We start from the raw sequence: 16,470 nt of genomic DNA, 5'->3' as shown, positions 1-16,470 counted from the left end.
GCCGCCCGCGCGAGGCGGTCGGCTGATCGAGGAAACGATCCGGACGGCCGAGCAGTGCCTCGTGGATTCGGTGCGCGACCTGAGGATAGGGCGGCCCCACGTTTCGGAACCGCAGGTGGTGGGCCAGCGGCCCGGGGTGCGATATGCGGCTGCTGCGGCAGCGGTGCGAGGCCGGCGTGGTCGCTCGCAGCCTGAAAACCGACCCTGCCCACCATGGGGCAGCAACTGGAGTACGAACGAACTCGGTCATCGGTCGGTTGAGGTACGAGGCGTATTTCCTGGCGGTCGCCCAGTCGCATCGTGGCGGCTGCGCGACCAAACGTCCAGGTCTGGGCCTGTTATGTCTGCTTCAGGTGCTGGGTGAGCTGTTGGAGGGTGTCCCAGGTGCGTGGGTCGGTGCCGTCGCCCAGCCGGTAGTGGAGGGCGGGTTCGGCTGCGGGGCCGAGTTGGGCGGCGGTGAGGTTGAGGGGTGGGCGGAGGGCATGGGCGAGGCCGATGTCGCTGACCGCGTCCGAGCCGAGCGTGAACGAGACGGGGATGGGCGGGGTCTCGAAATGCGGGGGAACGGTCAGGTCGCGGTGGGCGGCCCGGAGCGAGGTCAGCATGGTGGTAAGGCCGTGCTGGGCGGTGAGGGCTTCCGCGAGGGGTTCGATCGCGTCCAGGGGGGCGGTCTCGTCCTTGTCGTAGCCGAGGGTCAGGGTGATGTCTTCCTCGACGCCGGCGGGGGTGCGGGTGATGCGGAGGGTGGCGAGGGCGGGGCGGTCGGGGTGGCCGACGGCGATCAGCCAGGTGGGCTGGGGTGCGCGGGTGCGGGCGAGGTCGGTCAACTGGCGGGTGTTCCAGGGGAGGTTGACGGGTTCGGCGGTGCTCCAGCCGGCGGGTGGGGTGCCGGTGAGGTGCTGCCAGGCGGTTTCCAGGGCGCGGCCGAGGATGAGGTCTTGGTCGGCGGGGTGCCGGGTGCGCAGGGAGAGGATGAGCTGGCGTTCGCCGCTGTCGGGCGCCGGGGCGAAGACCTTGGCGGTGGAGGCCGTGCCGTTCTCGTCGCGGGTTGGGGTGAAGGCGCCGTCTTGCCAGTGGAGTTGGGAGCCGGAGAGACCGTCGTAGTAGCCGTGGTCGGGGTCTTGGATGACCCAGCGGTTGGGGTGGCCGTGCAGGGCGGTGCGGGTGGGCAGGGTGAGGCGGGTGGTCGGTGGGGTGACGATCTGCAGGGCGCGGTCCTCGGCGGTCGCGGTGCGCAGGGCGTCGGCCAGCCAGCTGGTCATGGCGATGAGGGGGCGGTCCTGGATGGCGACCGCGGCCTTGTCGGTGAGGACGTCGACGGCCGGGGGTGCCGCGTCGGGTGCGGGAGCGGCGGTGGCGGTTTCGGGGGTGAGGGGGACGACGTGGGTGTGGGCGGCCTGCGGGGGCCAGACGGTGCCGCCCAGGACGGCGGCCAGGCGTCCGGCGAAGGAGCCGGCGAGCTGTTCGCCTTCTTCGATGGCGGTGGAGGCGCGGGCTTCCGTCCACCAGAACGGGCCCTCGGGAACGGAGACTTCGTTGCCGAGCAGACGGGCGGCCTCGCCGGGGACCTGGACCAGAAGGGGTGCTTCGACGGAGAGCAGGGGGCGTCCGCCCGGGGCGCAGAGCTGGACGACGGCTCCCTCGGCGAGGGTGTTGATGCCCAGGTCGGGGCCGCCTGCGAGGAGCCCGGCGAGCACGGTGTGGATGTCGGGCATCTTCGGGGTGAGGGCGATGACGTCCTTGGTCACGGGTGCTCGTTTTCTGCGGTGGCCGCGGTGTCTTCGGCCTCGGTGGCGAGGGCGGTCTGGATGAGCTGGTGGCGCCGTCCCCGGCGGATGAGGGTGCCGCGTCCGGCCGGCTGGGCGCTGGCGTACACGCCGGGGAAGAGCTGGCCTTCGGTGCGGTCGCCGGTCATGAGTAGGGCGGTGGTGCCGGTTTCGCGCAGGGTGGTCAGCAACGGCTCGTACAGGGCGCGGGAGGAGCCGGCGACCCGGCGGGTGAGGATGAAGTGCAGGCCGATGTCCTGGGCGGAGGAGACGTAGGGCAGGAACGGGGCCAGGGGCTGCTGGCCCGCGGTGGTGAGGATGTCGTAGTCGTCGACGAGGATGACGATCCGCGGGCCGGTGAAGGTTGGTCCCTCGGCGATCGCGTCGGGGTCGGCGCTCTCCGGCAGGCGTTTGTCCAGTTCGCCGGCGATGCCGGTGGCCAGGGCGGCGGCGAGTTTGGCGTTGTGGGCGTAGCCGCCGCGGTAGGGCTCGGGGATGACGCCGCGCAGGCCGCGCCGCGGGTCGAAGACGCCGAAGACCAGGTCCTCGTCCGAGTAGCGGTCGATGAGCTGCTGGCTGATCAGCTTGAGCAGGTTGGTCTTGCCGCATTCGTTGTCGCCGAGGACGAGGAGGTGCTGGTCGGTGCCGAACAGATCGAGGTGGGCCGGGGCGAGGGCATCCTGGTCGACGCCGAGCGGGATGCGGGTGGGCTCGGCGGCCGGCGAGGGCAGTTTCGCGGCGGGCAGGGCGGTGGGCAAGACCCGTACGGGGGCGGCGAGTTCGCCGTGCCAGCTGGCCCGCACGGTACGCGCGGCGCGTTCCAGGGCGGGGGCGAGGCCGTCGGTGTGGGGGAGGTTGTCGATGCGGGGCAGCGCCACCTGCGCGAAGAGTTTCCCGTCGGTCAGGACCCGGCCCGGGGTGTCGGCGGAGAGGGTCTCGGAGAGCTTGCGGTCGATGCTGGAGTCGGCCGGGTCGTTGAGCCGCAGCTCGATGCGGGTGCCGAACATGGACTGGGTGGCGATGCGGACGTCGTTCCAGCGGAGCATGCCCGCGACGATGTGGATGCCGTAGCCGCTGCCGCGTTTGAGGAGGTCGGCGATGGTGTCGTCGAGGTCGTCGAACTCGTCGCGCAGGGCGCCGAAGCCGTCGATGAGCAGCACGATGTCGGTGGAGCCGAGCTCGGGCAGCTGGCCCTTGGCGCGTAGGTGGCGCAGCTGGTCGACGGAGTCGATGCCGTGCTCGCGGAAGAGCTCTTCGCGGACGGTGAGCTGGGCGCGGACCTCGGCGACGGTGCGGGCGGCGCGTTCGTGGTCGGCGCGGCCGGCGATGCCGCCGACGTGTGGCAGCCCGGCCAGTGCGGACAGGCCGCCGCCGACCAGGTCCAGGCCGTAGACGGCGACGTCGTTGGGGGTGTGGGTGAGGGCCAGGGAGAGGGCGAGGGTGCGCAGCAGGGTGGTCTTGCCGGACTGCGGGCCGCCGATGAGGGCGATGTGCCCTCCGGCGACGGTCAGGTCGAGGACCCAGGGCGCCTGCCATTGCTTGGCCGGGTCATCCAGCACACCCAGTGGCACCTGCGCCGCGCCCGCCCGGTGGGCAAGGTGTAGGCCGCTCTCGGAGGCCTGGACGGGGCCGGCGGCAGCGGCGAGGGTGATCGCGTCGGGTAGCGGGGGCAGCCAGATGCGACGTGCTGGCGGGGCGGCGGTGCGGAGCTGGTCGACCATGGTCGACAGGACGGTGGGGCCGGTCTCGCGTTCCCGCACGCCGGGTTCTTCCGGCGCGCCCGTGCGGGGGTCCTGTCCCGTGTTGAAGGTGGGATATGTCCAGGCGAGGGGTTCCTCGTCCGTCTGCTCGCGGAGGGCCGGGCCGTGGTAGGCGCCGGAGACGTACCCCGCTTTGAAGCGTTCGTACGTGGAGGTGTCGACCTTCAGGTAGCCGAAGCCGGGCAGGGGTGGGAGGTGGAAGGCGTCGGTGGTGTCCAGCACGGTGCGGGACTCGTCGGCGGAGAAGGTACGCAGCCCCAGCCGGTAGGAGAGGTAGGTGTCCAGGCCCTTGAGTTTGCCGCCCTCGATGCGCTGGCTGGACAGCAGCAGGTGCACGCCGATGGAGCGGCCGATGCGTCCGATGGACAGGAACAGGTCGATGAAGTCCGGCTTGGCGGTGATCAGTTCGCCGAACTCGTCGATGACGACGAACAGGTGGGGGAGGGCCTCCAGGTCCGGCTTTTGCGCGCGGAGGGCGGCGTAGTGGCCGATGTCGGCGACGTTGCCGGCGTCCTTGAGGACCTGCTGGCGGCGCTTGACCTCGCCGGCCAGGCTGGTGTGGACGCGTTCGACGAGGCCGGCCTGGTTCTCCAGGTTGGTGATGACGCCGGCGACGTGCGGGAGTTCGGTGAAGGGGGCGAAGGTGGCGCCGCCCTTGTAGTCGACCAGGACGAGTGCCAGGTCTTCCGGGGAGTGCGTGGCGGTGAGGGCCAGGACGAGGGTGCGCAGCAGTTCGCTCTTGCCGGAACCGGTGGCGCCGATGCACAGGCCGTGTGGGCCCATGCCCAGTTCGGAGGACTCCTTCAGGTCGAGGAGTACCGGCTCGTGCCGGTCGTTGAGCCCGATGGGCACGCGCAGGAAATCCCGCTCACTCCGTGGCGCCCACAGTTTGTCGAGGTCGAGCGCGGCCGGGTCCTGGATGCCGAGCAGCTCGGGGAAGTCCACCGGCCCGGAGATCGGGGTGCCCTCGGCGGCGGATTCGGCCGACAACCGGAGCGGGGCGAGCATGCGGGCCAGCCCCTCGGCGCTCGCGATGCTCACCGCGTCGGCGGTGCCGTGCCCGGGCCGTGTGTCGGGGGCGCGCAGGTCTTCGACACGCACCTGGTCTCCGTCGACGGTGATGCGGACGCTCACCTGGTCCGGCTCATGCACCTGCTGCGCGAGCAGGTGGACCACGGTCATGCCCATGCCTGTGAGGTCAACAGCAGTGTCCGGGCGGGGGAGTTCGGTGGCGGTGCTTCCGTGGCAGTCGCTGATGACGAGGAGCCGGTCGGACATCCGCAGTGCGTGTCTGTCGGAGAGGCCGCGGCGTACTTCCGCCGCGTAGGAGGAGCGGCGCCGCAGATCCGGTGCGCACTGCCGGGCGAGCTGCTCCAGGCTCGGCGCGATCCGCCGGGCGGCGACCGGGCCGTCGTCCTGCTGCGTATCGAGGATGTGGGGCAGCCACTTGGCCCACTCCCACTCGGCAAGCCGATCGCCGGGTACGCCCAGGGCGATGGCGACATCGTCCGGGGCGTGGGTGACCGCGGTCTGGATCAGCAGGGCGCGGGCCACGCGCAGCACGCCGTCGCGGTCGCCGATGATACTGACGTTGCCCGCGCGGTCCAGCGGCACCGTCAGCGGGAAGTCGGTCGCGGTGGTGAACCGGTGCTGCAGGGCACGGGCTTCGTTGAGCATGAACGGGTCGGGCGGGGTCAGCACGCCGCTGCCCGAGTTCTGGCCGACGACCAGGCCTTGCACGGGTACGTCGCCGGCGCCGAGCCGCACGCGCAGGAAATCCGCGTCCAGACGACGCCGCTCCCACAGCCTGGCCGGGTCGCGCACCAGGTCGTACAGCGCCGCGGGAGGCGGATCGAGGACCCGCGCCTGCCGCCGCAGCTCCCGCTCGAGGGCGCCCAGCTCCTCGCGCTGCTCCTCCACATACTCCAGATAGCGCTCACGCTGGGTACGCCGGGTGCGCTGGGCCTTGCCGCGCTGGGACAAAAACAGCGCCACCGCACCCAGCAGCGCGAAGACGAGAACGATCGCGCCGATGGCGGCGAACTGGCTGCTGCGGATGACCGTCATCATGACGACCGAGCCCATCACGCCGGCCATCGGCAACAGCGAGGTCGCCGCGTTGCCCATCTTGCCCTCGGGCAGGTTCGGCGGCGGCTCGATGGTGCGCTCCGGGGCAGCGGCGAGGGGCCGCGTGCTGCGGGCCGGGCGGTGGACGAGGCGCCTGGTCATCGCACCCGCACCGCCCGCTGCATCGCCTCGGCTGCCAGCTGGACGGCGGCGTCGCGGGAGCTCTGGCCGAGCATGCCGGTGTGGATGGGGCCTCCTTGGGCCAGATGACGGTCATAGGGCAGGGGCACCACGGCCGCTCCCGTCTCCTTCAGGTGCGCGGCGGCCGTCTTCAGGTCGAGTGTCGTATCAGGAGAGCTCGCGCTCAGCGCCACGACCGTGCTGGACAGCGCCGCATGCGGCAGCCGGGCCAGCCAGTCCAGCACCACCCGGGTGCCGTTCACGCCTTCGGCGGTCATCGGGGCGACGACGACGCGGGCATGGGCGGTGTCCATCGCGGTACGGGCCACCTCGCCCGGCAGCGTCTCGCAGTCCACCACCGTCACCGCGAAGTAGCGGCGCAGCGCCAGCGTGACGGTCCGGTAGGTGGGTACGTCCAGGGGCGCGCCGACCCGGCCCTGGCCGGCGGGCAGCAGCCAGCCGCCGTCCGTGACCGGCACCAGATAGCCGGTGATGTCGGTGAGCTGCATGGCCGGGCTGAGGAGCCGGGCCAGATCCGCGCACGTCCAGCGCACCGACGTCGCGCCCAAGCGCACCGGCAGCGTGCCCAGCGCGGCATCGGCCTCCAAGGCGAGCACCGGGTCGTGCCGGTAGTGGTTGAACGTACGGGCAAGGAGCGCGGAGACCGTGGACTTGCCCACCCCGCCGCGGATGGAGGTCACGGCGATGACCCGGCCGGTGGTCACCGGCTGCTGCACCTCGCGGGCGAGTCGCGTCTGGTCGGCCACCTCCTGCCCGGCCGAGGCGGTGAGCCTGCGCAGCGAACGTCCGGTGCGCCGTACCGCGGAATCCCCGTGCTGCGGGCCGCCCAAGGCGTGGGCCAGGCGCGGATCGACCGTCGGTACGGACTCCGGGGTGGGCAGGGGGACACGAGGATCCCCGGTGCCTCGGGGCACAGGCTGCGCATACGGGCCCTGGCCCGGGCCCGGTGACCGCGGTTGCGGGGGGTTCCCCGCCGGTGGGTCGACGGACGCCTCCAAGGGCGCCGCACGCAGCACCGCGGTGGGCTCGACCGCGGGACCGGTGTTCTCGCCCAGCTCCCTCAGTACGTTCCGCTGCCAATCGCTTTCCCGCGCCATGCCGCACCCCTACGCGAAGGTGTCGAGCAGTCGCCCGTACACACCGAACACCCCGATGACCAGAGGCAACAGCGCGATCACGCCCACCGACTCCAGCACGTCCCCCATGCGGCGAAGCCGCACCCGCACATGCTCCGCGGGCTGAACCGCCAGGACCACCAGGGGAACCAGAGCCAGGACGACCAGCACCGCCAGCGGCCCTACGGCAGGGGAGCGGTCCAGCCAGACCACGACCAGCCCCACCACCACGACAGCCGCGGCGACGAACAACCCCACCACCTCGGCGACCAGTGGATACGCCCGCGCCCGCAACCCCAGCACCACCGCGGTGACCACAGCCACCAACACGGTCCACACCGACGGCGCGCGCAGCACCATCACCCCGGCCGCTGCGGCGGAGACGGCCAACACGACGGTGGCCAACGCCAGTCCACGATGGGTGGCGGTCAGCGCGGTACCCACCTGATACCGGCTCACCGACGCCCCGCCCGTTCGCCGGTCATCAAGCCCCGACAACCCCGACGCCATCAACGCAAGCCGCGGCAGCACACCAAGCACCACCACCGACACGACAGCGAGCAAGGCACCCACCCGGGCCTGCTCCATCGCCGTACTGGCACCGCCCTGCAGCGCAACGGCCGCTTCCCACAGGACCAGGCATCCAAGAGCGGCCGCAGCTCCGATCAACGCACCCCGCCCCAACGGGGAAAACCACCCCAGGAGCAACAGGCCCAGCACCACGGCCAGGGCCACCCCTGCCAGCCGCGCCGCACCGGACCAGACATACGCATCGGCCAACGTCCATGCCCCGAGCGTCCCCAGGGCTCCCGCGGAAACGATCAATGTGCCGGCAAGCCCCTGCTGTTTCGCCCGCCCGAGAAGAGCCCCGGCCAGCGCGGACAGCACGGCAATGACCAGCAATGCATGGCCCACCGTCGACAACGCGTACTCGCCGCGGGCCAGCACCCCCGCCACCGACACCCAGGACACGGTGGCCAGCCCCGCCACCACCCGCCGGGCAGCGGGCCGCCACCGCCATGCCCGCACATCCAGATCATCAGCGGCCTCATCGGTGACGTCATGCACCACAGGCGCGGAAGGCGCGTCCTCCATCTGTACCAGCCGCAGCACCGCACCATCGGCCACACCCGCCGACTCCAGCGTGCTGTCGTGCGCCAGCGCCGAACCGTCCGCCGTGACCAGATGCCGCACCATCGGCCGCGCCGCAGCCCGGTCATCAAGCAGTCGCATCACTTCGGGAAGCAAGAGACCGATCGGCTCCTGCGAGGGAAGAACGAGGTCGACACGGCGTCGTTCACCGATCAAAGTGACCCGGCTCAAAGCCGTGCGACTCGCACGGCTCATCGGACTCAACGACCCCGCAGATATCACGCGTTCGAACCTATCATCGAGAAGAGGGCGACCCGGAAGGCGAAGCGGACGGCACTGCGGGCGAAGTGGAAGACACCGAGGACCCGTACGGCGACTTGCCGATGAGCCGATGCGAAACGAACGACCACCCCACACAGCCGGCACACAACACCGCCGCGATCACCACCCCGGCGAGCACCTTCCCCAACCGCTCATCCACAGACCGCCGCTGCCGCTGCGCCCCGAACAACAACGCATCCCGCAACCGCCGACGCCGAACCGACACCGACTCCAACAGCTGGCTGTCGTAATCCTGGGCTGCCACAGATGCCCGCTTCTATTCCGTTACTTCGTCGGTCTGATCTGTAACTGGTGTCACATGCAGAACCGCTTCGGCGTTCGCGATCATCCTGGCAATCTCGATCGGAGGATTCCTGAACTCTTCCATCACGACGTCATACGGCTCAATCTGATGCACCGCTCCATCGATTCCAGTCGCTACGATGAAAAATCGACTGCCGGTCGGCGAACTCGAATCGTCAACCTTCTGCCAGGTGGCATTGCGACGACGTACGAGTACGTCAGCCAAGTATGAAGTCAGATCGGAATGGAGCGTAATCCAGTCCGACTGCTCGAACTGATCCAAAGGGAGACGGGATACATAGTTCTGCAGGCCTGGAAGGAGAGTCAGCGGGTCCTTGGCGAACTGCTCAGGGGTGACGCCCAGCATGGCGGCAAGATCGGCAGCGTTGTGGTGCGCCCCCTCAGCCCACTCCGCGACGTCGGGAGTCGCCCTGTCTGGTGTTTGGTCCTGCATAACGCAAAGCCTCTCAGTTGCTCCAGGCTGTTACTTCTTCGGTGGTGTCGGGCCGTATTCAAGGAATATTATTCGAGCCTCTTGGAGATATGCCCGCAGCGCCGGAGATGGCCCTGCATGTGTGAATGACCAGCGTGGGTCAAACCTGGGGTCCATGTTCCGCAAAGCAATGTCCTTGTGGATCTCTTCCTTGATGTGTTTACTGAGCGGAACCTCTCCCTTTACGGTCTGCTTTGTTCCGTCATGCAGCGTGATGGTGCGGTACTCCAGGTACGTCTTGACCTCGACAGCGAGAGTGCGCCCGTCGGGCATGTCGACGGGAACATCCACCTTGCGCCCCCCGGCCTTGGTTACGGGGTACTGAGGATCTCGACTTGTAGGAACCGGATAAGGGCGCTCCGCTCCGCCACCATACATCTGGCGATGGAACTCCTCGCCACTCCGCCAACGCCTGTCCCAATCACGGGTGCGTCGGACCTGATCGAGTGTGAGAGGGCCGTCGGCAGGAAGTAGCGCAGGCCTGGAGAAGTCCGGTGCATTTCCTGATGCGCCGGTCGACGATGTGTCCGCTGCTCCGGATTGTGTGGTGTCCGCGGGATCGTCTCGGTGGCCGGTTGGCGGCTCCGATTCGTCGGCGGAATCGGTGCGTTCGGGGTCGCCTTCCCCGTCGCCTCGGCCTGAGTCGGCGTGCGGGGGCGGCGGGGAGTCACCGGCATTCGGCCCAGCGCCATCCCCGCGCGGAGTTGAGGCGGCCTGATCGCTGTTGCCGAGGCGAGCCTCCCCGGACCCGGCAGCATGACCAGCCCCTGTAGCTGATGGGGCGTCGGAACGGGCTGCCCCTGACAGGCTGTCGGCAGTTTTGCCTCCGGGCGAGGTGTGGCCGGCCTGCGGCGGAAGATTCTCGCCGGCGTGTGCGGCAGCCTCGGGCGCCCGGGGGCCGGCGCCGACCAGGGCCGGTTCCCGCTGGGACGGCGCTTCCTCGGGAGCCGTCCGCTCGGCGGCAGATTTCTCGGGCGGGGCGGTCTCATTGATGCGGTTGCCCTCGGCGTCGATCCGGGTGAACTCGCCGTCCTCGACGCGGGCCTTGAAGCCGCCGTCGAGCTCGATCACGCTGTGTACACGCTGCACGTCGGCCGTGGCGTGGGCGCCGGTCCGGATCTGTGCCGTGAGCTCGGCGACGGTGGGTAGTTTGCTGATCGCCTTGCCGCCCACCGTGAGTCCGGCCGAGAGCGGGTCGGCGTATGTGCCGATCTTTGCTCCGATGCCGGCGGCCTTGGCGCCCGCCCCGGGCTTGCTGCCCTTGGCGACGACTCCCAGGGGCCCGGCGCCCAGCGTAAGGAAGTTGAAGGTGGTGGTCCCGGCGGCCTGGACCGGGTTCTCTTCCCACTGGTCCCAGGCGACGAGGGACTTGGCGAACTCGCCGGCAGCCTTCTTCTGCCGCTGCTCGTCGGCGTTCTCCTCGTCCGGGCCGATCGTGTGGTCCATGACCCAGTCGTAGGGGGTCATCGTGTACTGGCCGATGCCGCTGACGACGTCTTTGAGGTTGCCCCAGGCGTCCTTGGCCGAGCCTCCGATGCCGAAAAGATGGCCCAGACCCTGGAGGGCGTGCAGACCGCCGTCGATGACGAAGCCGTCCCACACGAAGTGCTTGACGTGCTGGTGGATCTCCCACGCGTGGTAGGACTCGCTGACCGGGCTGCCCCAGGGCGTTTCCTTGGCCTGCTTGAGGAGCTCGGCGTCGTAGCCGTACATCACGGTCTTGCTGGTCGACTTGTGACTGCCGTCGTCCTCAATGAACTTCGGGCCGCCCACGATCGCCGAAATCGTGGTGGCGGCCCGGCGCTCTGCCTCCCGGAAGGCGCTCTCCGTCTCGGCCACACCGGTCATGAGCTCGTGGTGACGGTCGATCTTGTCCCCGTCGTAGGTCCACTCGTCGTCGCCCTCGACACTGTCGACGAACGCGATGGCATCCGCCTTCAGCTGCTCCAGCCGCTTCGCGAGCGGACGGGCCTCGATGGAGAAGGTGTCCAGAGCGTCGGCCACCGTCTCCAGGTCCGCGGCGAAGGTGTCGGCCCTGTCCATCACCGGCTGGGTGCTGGCGAACAGGTCGTCGGCCTCCGGCGCGGTGTAGTACGCCCCCAGCATCTGAAAGCGGGAGTGCACGTCCCCGCCGCCGTTACGGATCCCGATGGCGTCGCTGCGCAGCCCGGAGACGGCCTTGTCCAGCTGTTCGAAGTTGCCGGTGAACTGCGGTATGCCCGCCGGATCGATCATCTTCACTTGTGAGTGCTCTCCTTGCGGGCCGCTTCCAGGAGGGCCTTCACATCGGGTGCCTTCTCCGCCTGGCGCTGGGCATTCGCGGCCTGTTCCAGCGACCCGTCCAGGTAATGGTTGGTCGCCTCGATCGCCCCGTTCACCGACTTGGCGGCCCGAGCCCCGAGGAAGAGCACATCACCGGCGGTCCTCTCCACGAACAGCGACAGGGCCGCGCCGACCGGACCGACGGGTGCGCACGTGCTGTCCGCCGTGCTGATGGTGCCGGCCGAAGCGGCCGCGCTCTCCACATCGGTCCCGTACGCCTTGACGTCCTTGGCCACATCGTCCATCGCGAGCTCCACCAGCGACGTCACCGAGTCCACCCCGGACGGCGAGATGTCCCACGCAGGCATGCCAAACCCCCTACCAATCCCCGTAGTTCCGCCCCTGCTGCTCCGTGAAGCCGGTCAGCCGATGTTGTCCACCGCGGCCCGCGCCTTGGCGAGCGTCGACTGCGCGGTGCCGTCGTTCTGCTCCAGCGTGGTGCGCACCAGCCGGATGATCTCGCGGACCTCGTTGGCGGCGGTGTTCCAGCGGGTTTCCTTGCCGTGGTATTCATCGGACACGCCGTCGGCCTGGTAGTCGGCCATCGCGGCCTTCACCGCCCGGTCGCGGTCGCCGAGCACCCGCTCCAGGTTGCCGATCACGGTCTGCAGGCTGCCCTGTACGTCGCTGGAGGCGCCGGTGTCGTAGGAGCGGCGGTCCTGGTTCTGGCCCATCGCGAAACGTTTCCCCTCGTGGTTGTGGCGGGTCAGCGTCCGCCGAAGCGGGCGGCGTCGAAGTTGGCCAGACCCATGTTCTGGTTGGCGTTGTCGCCCTGCTCCAGATCACCGGTGCCGAACGCCTCGTCCATACCGGACTGGCCGCCCAGGATCGCGCCGAGCGACCCGTTCAACGCCGCGGTGATCTCATCCGCACGCATCTTGAACGAGTCGAAGGCGACCTTGCCGGAACCGTTGAACTTGCCCTCCAGCGGCTCCGCCGCCTGGATCAGCCAGGTGATCAGCGTGCCCAGGTCATCACTGGAGCCGACCGTGCTCTTGCCGAGGTCGGACAGGGTCGTAGACCCCATGTCGAACTTCATGCACCCACCCCCGTAAGTCTCGTGTGCGCCGCGGCCCTCGAATCGCCACAGCGGCCTCGCGTGTCACGCACGTCTCATCGTACATCGAACATCCTCTCCCATAACTCGTTGCAGACGCAACGCAGTTGGGGCGAAGTGGCGTGATCTCTCCCATGAGAGCTGCTGCACCGAGGGTCGACATACAGGCGGCAGCCCCGCAGCCAGGGCAGAGAAGCTGGGAGAGCTACGCGTGCAGGAGAGCTCTCTGAACGAACTGCTGCGCACGTACGAACCGCAGGAGATCGCCGGGGGCGGCCGCGCGGCGGATCGGGGGGTGAGGGTCCACGGCAAGATCGAGAACGTCGTGCTGTCCTACCCCCTTGGACGGTACAGACGATTGCGACGCGTCGAGGGACGACCCGACAGACGATGGTCCGTCTCCGAGGTACTTGCCTTCCCCGCCCCACGGGCCAGGCCGCTGATCGGCCGCCGGGAGGCGACGGCTGGCTCCCTGCCTACCGAGTAGGCGCTCCTGGTGGCCCCCGGGCCTGTGCGCGTAGCCCACCGGCATCTAGGAGACGGTGAGGGGACTATGCCTGGCCAGACCTCAAAGCGGTTTCCGTGTCCTGACCGCCCCAACTATCCGGTGTGCGCCAGAGGACGTGGACTCCGAAGACGCCAAGCACGGTATCGGTCGACCAGTCTTCGGCGGGAGGCTCCGAGAGAACCAGGTAGAGGCGGTCGGCGGGGGTAGGCAGGGTGTGGTTGATCTCCAGCAGACGGGTCGCTCCCGAGCGGAAGTCGGCGTAGGTGGAGTGGCCAGCCCCGAGTATCTCGTAGAGGAAGTGGCCGTCTTCCGTGACGCAGCCGACGTCGATGATCGGGGAGTCTGTCGGCTCCAGGTCCGCCCACAAGAGGGTCGACATGAGCGCGTGGCGGACTGCCTCGTGCTTCTTGCACGTGCGATCGGCGGCCGCTGCGGTTTCTAGCGTTTGGCGCAGACCATTCGCGGTCGCTGCTGGTGCGATCGGCACTACGGAGGTCACGAGCTCAGGTTCCTTCTGTTCGGGCTGCTGCGTGGCGGCGCTGGACGGGCTCTCGTTCTCGGATTCCGGTTCGGCCATGGCGGGCAGACGGCGCTGAAGCATTTCCCGGGCTTCGGCCAGGGCCTGGGCCCAGCCGACCCGCGCCAAGTCGGCCTTGAGCTGGCCGGAGTTCAGGTCGTTGTCCTTGAGCGCACGGTTGGCGTTTGTGGCAAGGTCGCGCAGGAGGCCCAGACGGTGTCTGTCCGGGGAGCCGAGCACACGCCGCACATCCACCCAGTCCGCCTGGTCCCGGCGGAGGACGCGGTTGGCCATGCCCTTGAGTTCTGAAAGACGATCGCGAGCGTCCTCTGGAACGGTGCCGTCACCGCTGATCAGCTCGTCCAGAACGCCGAGTGCTGCCACGTAGCGATTCGCCATCCTGAACGAGATGGGCTGTCTGCCCCGCTGGTCTGTTGTGAGCACACAGTGGTTCGTCTCGTGGGCGAACACCCAGCAGTCCAGTTCGTCGCCCGGACGCGGGGGAGCAGAACCGTGGCGGACGGTCAGGATCAAAGGCGTGCCGACGGCTGGAGACAAGGCCTTGACCTGGTAGCGGCCGCCCGGCCCCAGGCCGCTCACCCGGACCCGGATGTCGGTGCCGATCTCGGGCACATCACCGCCTGCCATGCGTGGTTCGGCTTCGGTAGGCGCCTGTTCGGGAGCGCTGTCGGTCTTCGTGAGGGCCTCCGGGAGCGGGGAAGTATGCAGGACGGTCAGGCTCTGGGTGCTGCGGGTGAGCGCCACGTAGAGCTGGCGCAGGCCAGCCGGGCCGCGGTCGGCGATGGTGGCGGGTTCGACGACGAGAACGTGGTCGTACTCCATGCCCTTGGCCTGGGCGGCGGCCAGGACGGACACCGCCTCGCGTCCCTGGTCATTGATGCCCTCGAACCGGTCCAGTTGGCGGCTGATCTCGTCGAGCCAGCCAGAGTCGTCGGGGACGATGACGGCGACGGAGCGTGGGGTGTGCCCGTCGTTGGTGCCGACGAGGCGGGTGACCTGGGTGATGGTGTCGTCGAGGAGTCGCCAGGGCTCGGTCGCCGTCGTCCGGACGGCGTCCTCGCCGGCCTGGCGCACGGCCTGCGGATAGGGCAGTGCGGGGGCGACCGTGCGGGCCAGTGGTGCGACGAACTCCATGATTTCGGCGGGCACGCGGTAGCTGGTGTTCAGCTGGGCGACGCGCCAATCTCCGTGGTCGGAGAGGAGGATGCCGAGGCGGTCCCAGTCGGTGTAGGGGTGGGGTCCGGTGGCCTGGGCGAGATCGCCGAGGACGGTCATGGAGCCGTTCACCGCGCAGCGGCGGCGCAGGGAGCGGGCCTGCATGGGAGTCAGGTCCTGTGCCTCGTCGACGACGATGTGTCCGTAGCGCCGTGGGGTCTCCCCGGTGATGAGGTACCGGAGTTCTTCGAGGCAGACGCGGTCGTCGAGGGTCCAGGGGTCGTCGGCGGCCGTGGCGGCCCGGGGGCGGTGCAGAGTGGCCTGCTCCTCGTCGTCGAGGATGCCGTCGGCGCAGGTGCGCAGAAGGTCGGGCAAGTCGTAGAGGCTCCGGAGCGCCTCCCTGGCGCCCGGTGACGGCCAGACGCGTTCGATGAGGCGCTCGACCCGGCGGTTGCGTTCCAGGTCGCGGCGGATTGTGTCGTCGCCGCCGCGGCGCGGGGCGATAGCGACGAGCTCCTGCAAGAGGCGGTCGACGAGCAGGCTGCGGAAGCGGTCGCGCCGCTCACGGTACGCGCCGTCGCCGCTGCGGGCCTCGTCGAGGAGGGCGAGGACTTCGGAGCGCGGTATGCGCAGGGTTGTACTGCCGGCGGTGACGGTGAAACCCGGTTCGTCACCCTCGTAGGAGGCGCCGGTGAGGAGGCTGTCGAGGGCCTCGGGACGGCATTCGTTCTCGACGCGACGCCGCAGGACGGCCGCCATGCGCTCGTGGGACTTCACGAGTCGTGCCTGCGGGGTGTCGGTTCCGAGGATCTCGCCGTCCCACAGGCGGGTCAGCTGTACGGAGTTGACGTCGCGGGTGCCGAGGGTGGGCAGGACCTGCCCGACGTAGTCGAGGAACCGCTGATGAGGGCCGACCACGAGGATGTCCTGGGCTTTGAAGTGCTCGTTGTTGACCAGCCAGGTCACGCGATGCAGGCCGACCGCGGACTTGCCGGTGCCCGGGCCGCCCTGCACGACGAGGATGTCGGAGGGCGAGCCGGTGACCAGATCCATCTGGTCGCGGCGGATGGTCTCGACGATGTCCCGCATGCTGCCGCTGCGCGAACGCTGGAGCTCGCGCAGCAGGAACTCGTCGGGCTGCAGCGGCTTCTGGCGCTGGATGCGGGCGATGTCGGCGGGGGTGAGGACGGGAGTGGGAACGGGCGGGCGCGGTGCTCCCCCCTTCTGGACGCCGGTGGCGGGGACCGCGGGCAGCGCCTCCGGTTCTGCGTTGTCCACCGCTGGCCGCGGCTGCGGAACGAGGGCTGCGAGGGCGATCTCGTCGAAATAGTCCTCGACGACACGCTGGACGCAGCGCAGCTGCCTCCGCAGGAGCACCTCGCCCGGAGCGTCGGGTCGCACCTCGAACCACTTCTTGGCCAGTGGGCTGGTCCACAACAGGACCACACGGTCGCCGGTCGCGGGGTCGCTGACGCCACGTCGCCCCACGTACCAGGGATCGGGCTCGTCCTGTACGTCGATACGGCTGATGACCAGGGATTCGTTGCCGAGACCGCCGTACGACGCGGCCCGCTCCTCGGCTTCGATTCGGTTGGCGACGCTGTCCTTGCCGCTGGCGGAGGCCGAGGCGACCGAACCCCCGGTCAGTTCAGCCAGTCGCGCGGCATAGCAGTTATAGGCGTGGTCCACCGCCTTCTGCTCGACGGCGATGATCTCGTCACGTGTGGTGGTGCCCATGTGTATCCCTCCCTTGCGGCGCCTCGAACGAAGGA

Annotated in this window: 11 protein-coding genes; all 11 read right to left on the bottom strand. The window is 69.4% G+C overall.

Translation table 11 applies throughout. The features are described 5' to 3' along the window. Positions 1–338: 338 nt before the first annotated feature. The 11 genes from OP79_RS37885 to OP79_RS37830 all read right to left on the bottom strand — a co-directional run bounded on the left by OP79_RS37885 (position 339) and on the right by OP79_RS37830 (position 16,435). The gene (locus tag OP79_RS37885; protein WP_033326976.1) at positions 339–1,748 is read right to left on the bottom strand and encodes a DUF6177 family protein; all 1,410 of its coding nucleotides are present in this window, start codon (positions 1,746–1,748) and stop codon (positions 339–341) included. Continuing rightward, a complete protein-coding gene (locus OP79_RS37880; protein WP_033326975.1) occupies positions 1,745–5,755 on the bottom strand; it encodes a type VII secretion protein EccC in 4,011 nt (1,336 codons plus the stop codon). Before OP79_RS37880 ends, OP79_RS37885 begins: the two co-directional genes overlap by 4 nt. After that, positions 5,752–6,891 carry a CpaE/TadZ family protein gene (locus OP79_RS37875; protein WP_033326974.1) on the bottom strand — a complete coding sequence of 380 codons (1,140 nt, stop codon included), beginning with the start codon at positions 6,889–6,891 and terminating at the stop codon, positions 5,752–5,754. The genes OP79_RS37880 and OP79_RS37875 overlap by 4 nt, the downstream gene beginning before the upstream one ends. Positions 6,892–6,900: 9 nt before the next feature. Beyond that, positions 6,901–8,256, bottom strand: coding sequence for a type VII secretion integral membrane protein EccD (gene eccD, locus OP79_RS37870; protein WP_033326973.1), 1,356 nt, complete (start codon positions 8,254–8,256; stop codon positions 6,901–6,903). A 40-nt stretch (positions 8,257–8,296) separates the two neighbouring features. Further along, positions 8,297–8,587, bottom strand: a complete 291-nt coding sequence (locus OP79_RS57400; protein ID WP_078492261.1) for a hypothetical protein — start codon at positions 8,585–8,587, stop codon at positions 8,297–8,299. Positions 8,588–8,599: 12 nt separating this feature from the next. Beyond that, a complete protein-coding gene (locus tag OP79_RS37860) occupies positions 8,600–9,079 on the bottom strand; it encodes a hypothetical protein (protein ID WP_051745254.1) in 480 nt (159 codons plus the stop codon). Positions 9,080–9,109: 30 nt separating this feature from the next. Continuing rightward, positions 9,110–11,359 (bottom strand): hypothetical protein, encoded by a 2,250-nt coding sequence (locus OP79_RS55545; RefSeq protein ID WP_051745252.1) that lies wholly within the window; start codon positions 11,357–11,359, stop codon positions 9,110–9,112. After that, entirely contained in the window at positions 11,356–11,748 is a 393-nt protein-coding gene (locus tag OP79_RS37850; protein ID WP_033326971.1) for a DUF6507 family protein, read from the bottom strand. The genes OP79_RS55545 and OP79_RS37850 overlap by 4 nt, the downstream gene beginning before the upstream one ends. Positions 11,749–11,802: 54 nt before the next feature. Next, complete coding sequence (locus OP79_RS37845) at positions 11,803–12,114, bottom strand: pore-forming ESAT-6 family protein (RefSeq protein ID WP_033326969.1); 312 nt, start codon at positions 12,112–12,114, stop codon at positions 11,803–11,805. A gap of 32 nt (positions 12,115–12,146) precedes the next feature. After that, a complete protein-coding gene (locus tag OP79_RS37840; protein WP_033326967.1) occupies positions 12,147–12,479 on the bottom strand; it encodes a hypothetical protein in 333 nt (110 codons plus the stop codon). A 569-nt stretch (positions 12,480–13,048) separates the two neighbouring features. Continuing rightward, the gene (locus tag OP79_RS37830; protein ID WP_211270938.1) at positions 13,049–16,435 is read right to left on the bottom strand and encodes a HelD family protein; all 3,387 of its coding nucleotides are present in this window, start codon (positions 16,433–16,435) and stop codon (positions 13,049–13,051) included. Positions 16,436–16,470: the final 35 nt, after the last annotated feature.

Source organism: Streptomyces yerevanensis (genome assembly GCF_000716805.1).
Classification (GTDB): domain Bacteria; phylum Actinomycetota; class Actinomycetes; order Streptomycetales; family Streptomycetaceae; genus Streptomyces; species Streptomyces flaveus.
Note: the sequence above shows the minus strand (reverse complement) of the source record. Positions and strands in the feature narration are given on the sequence as shown.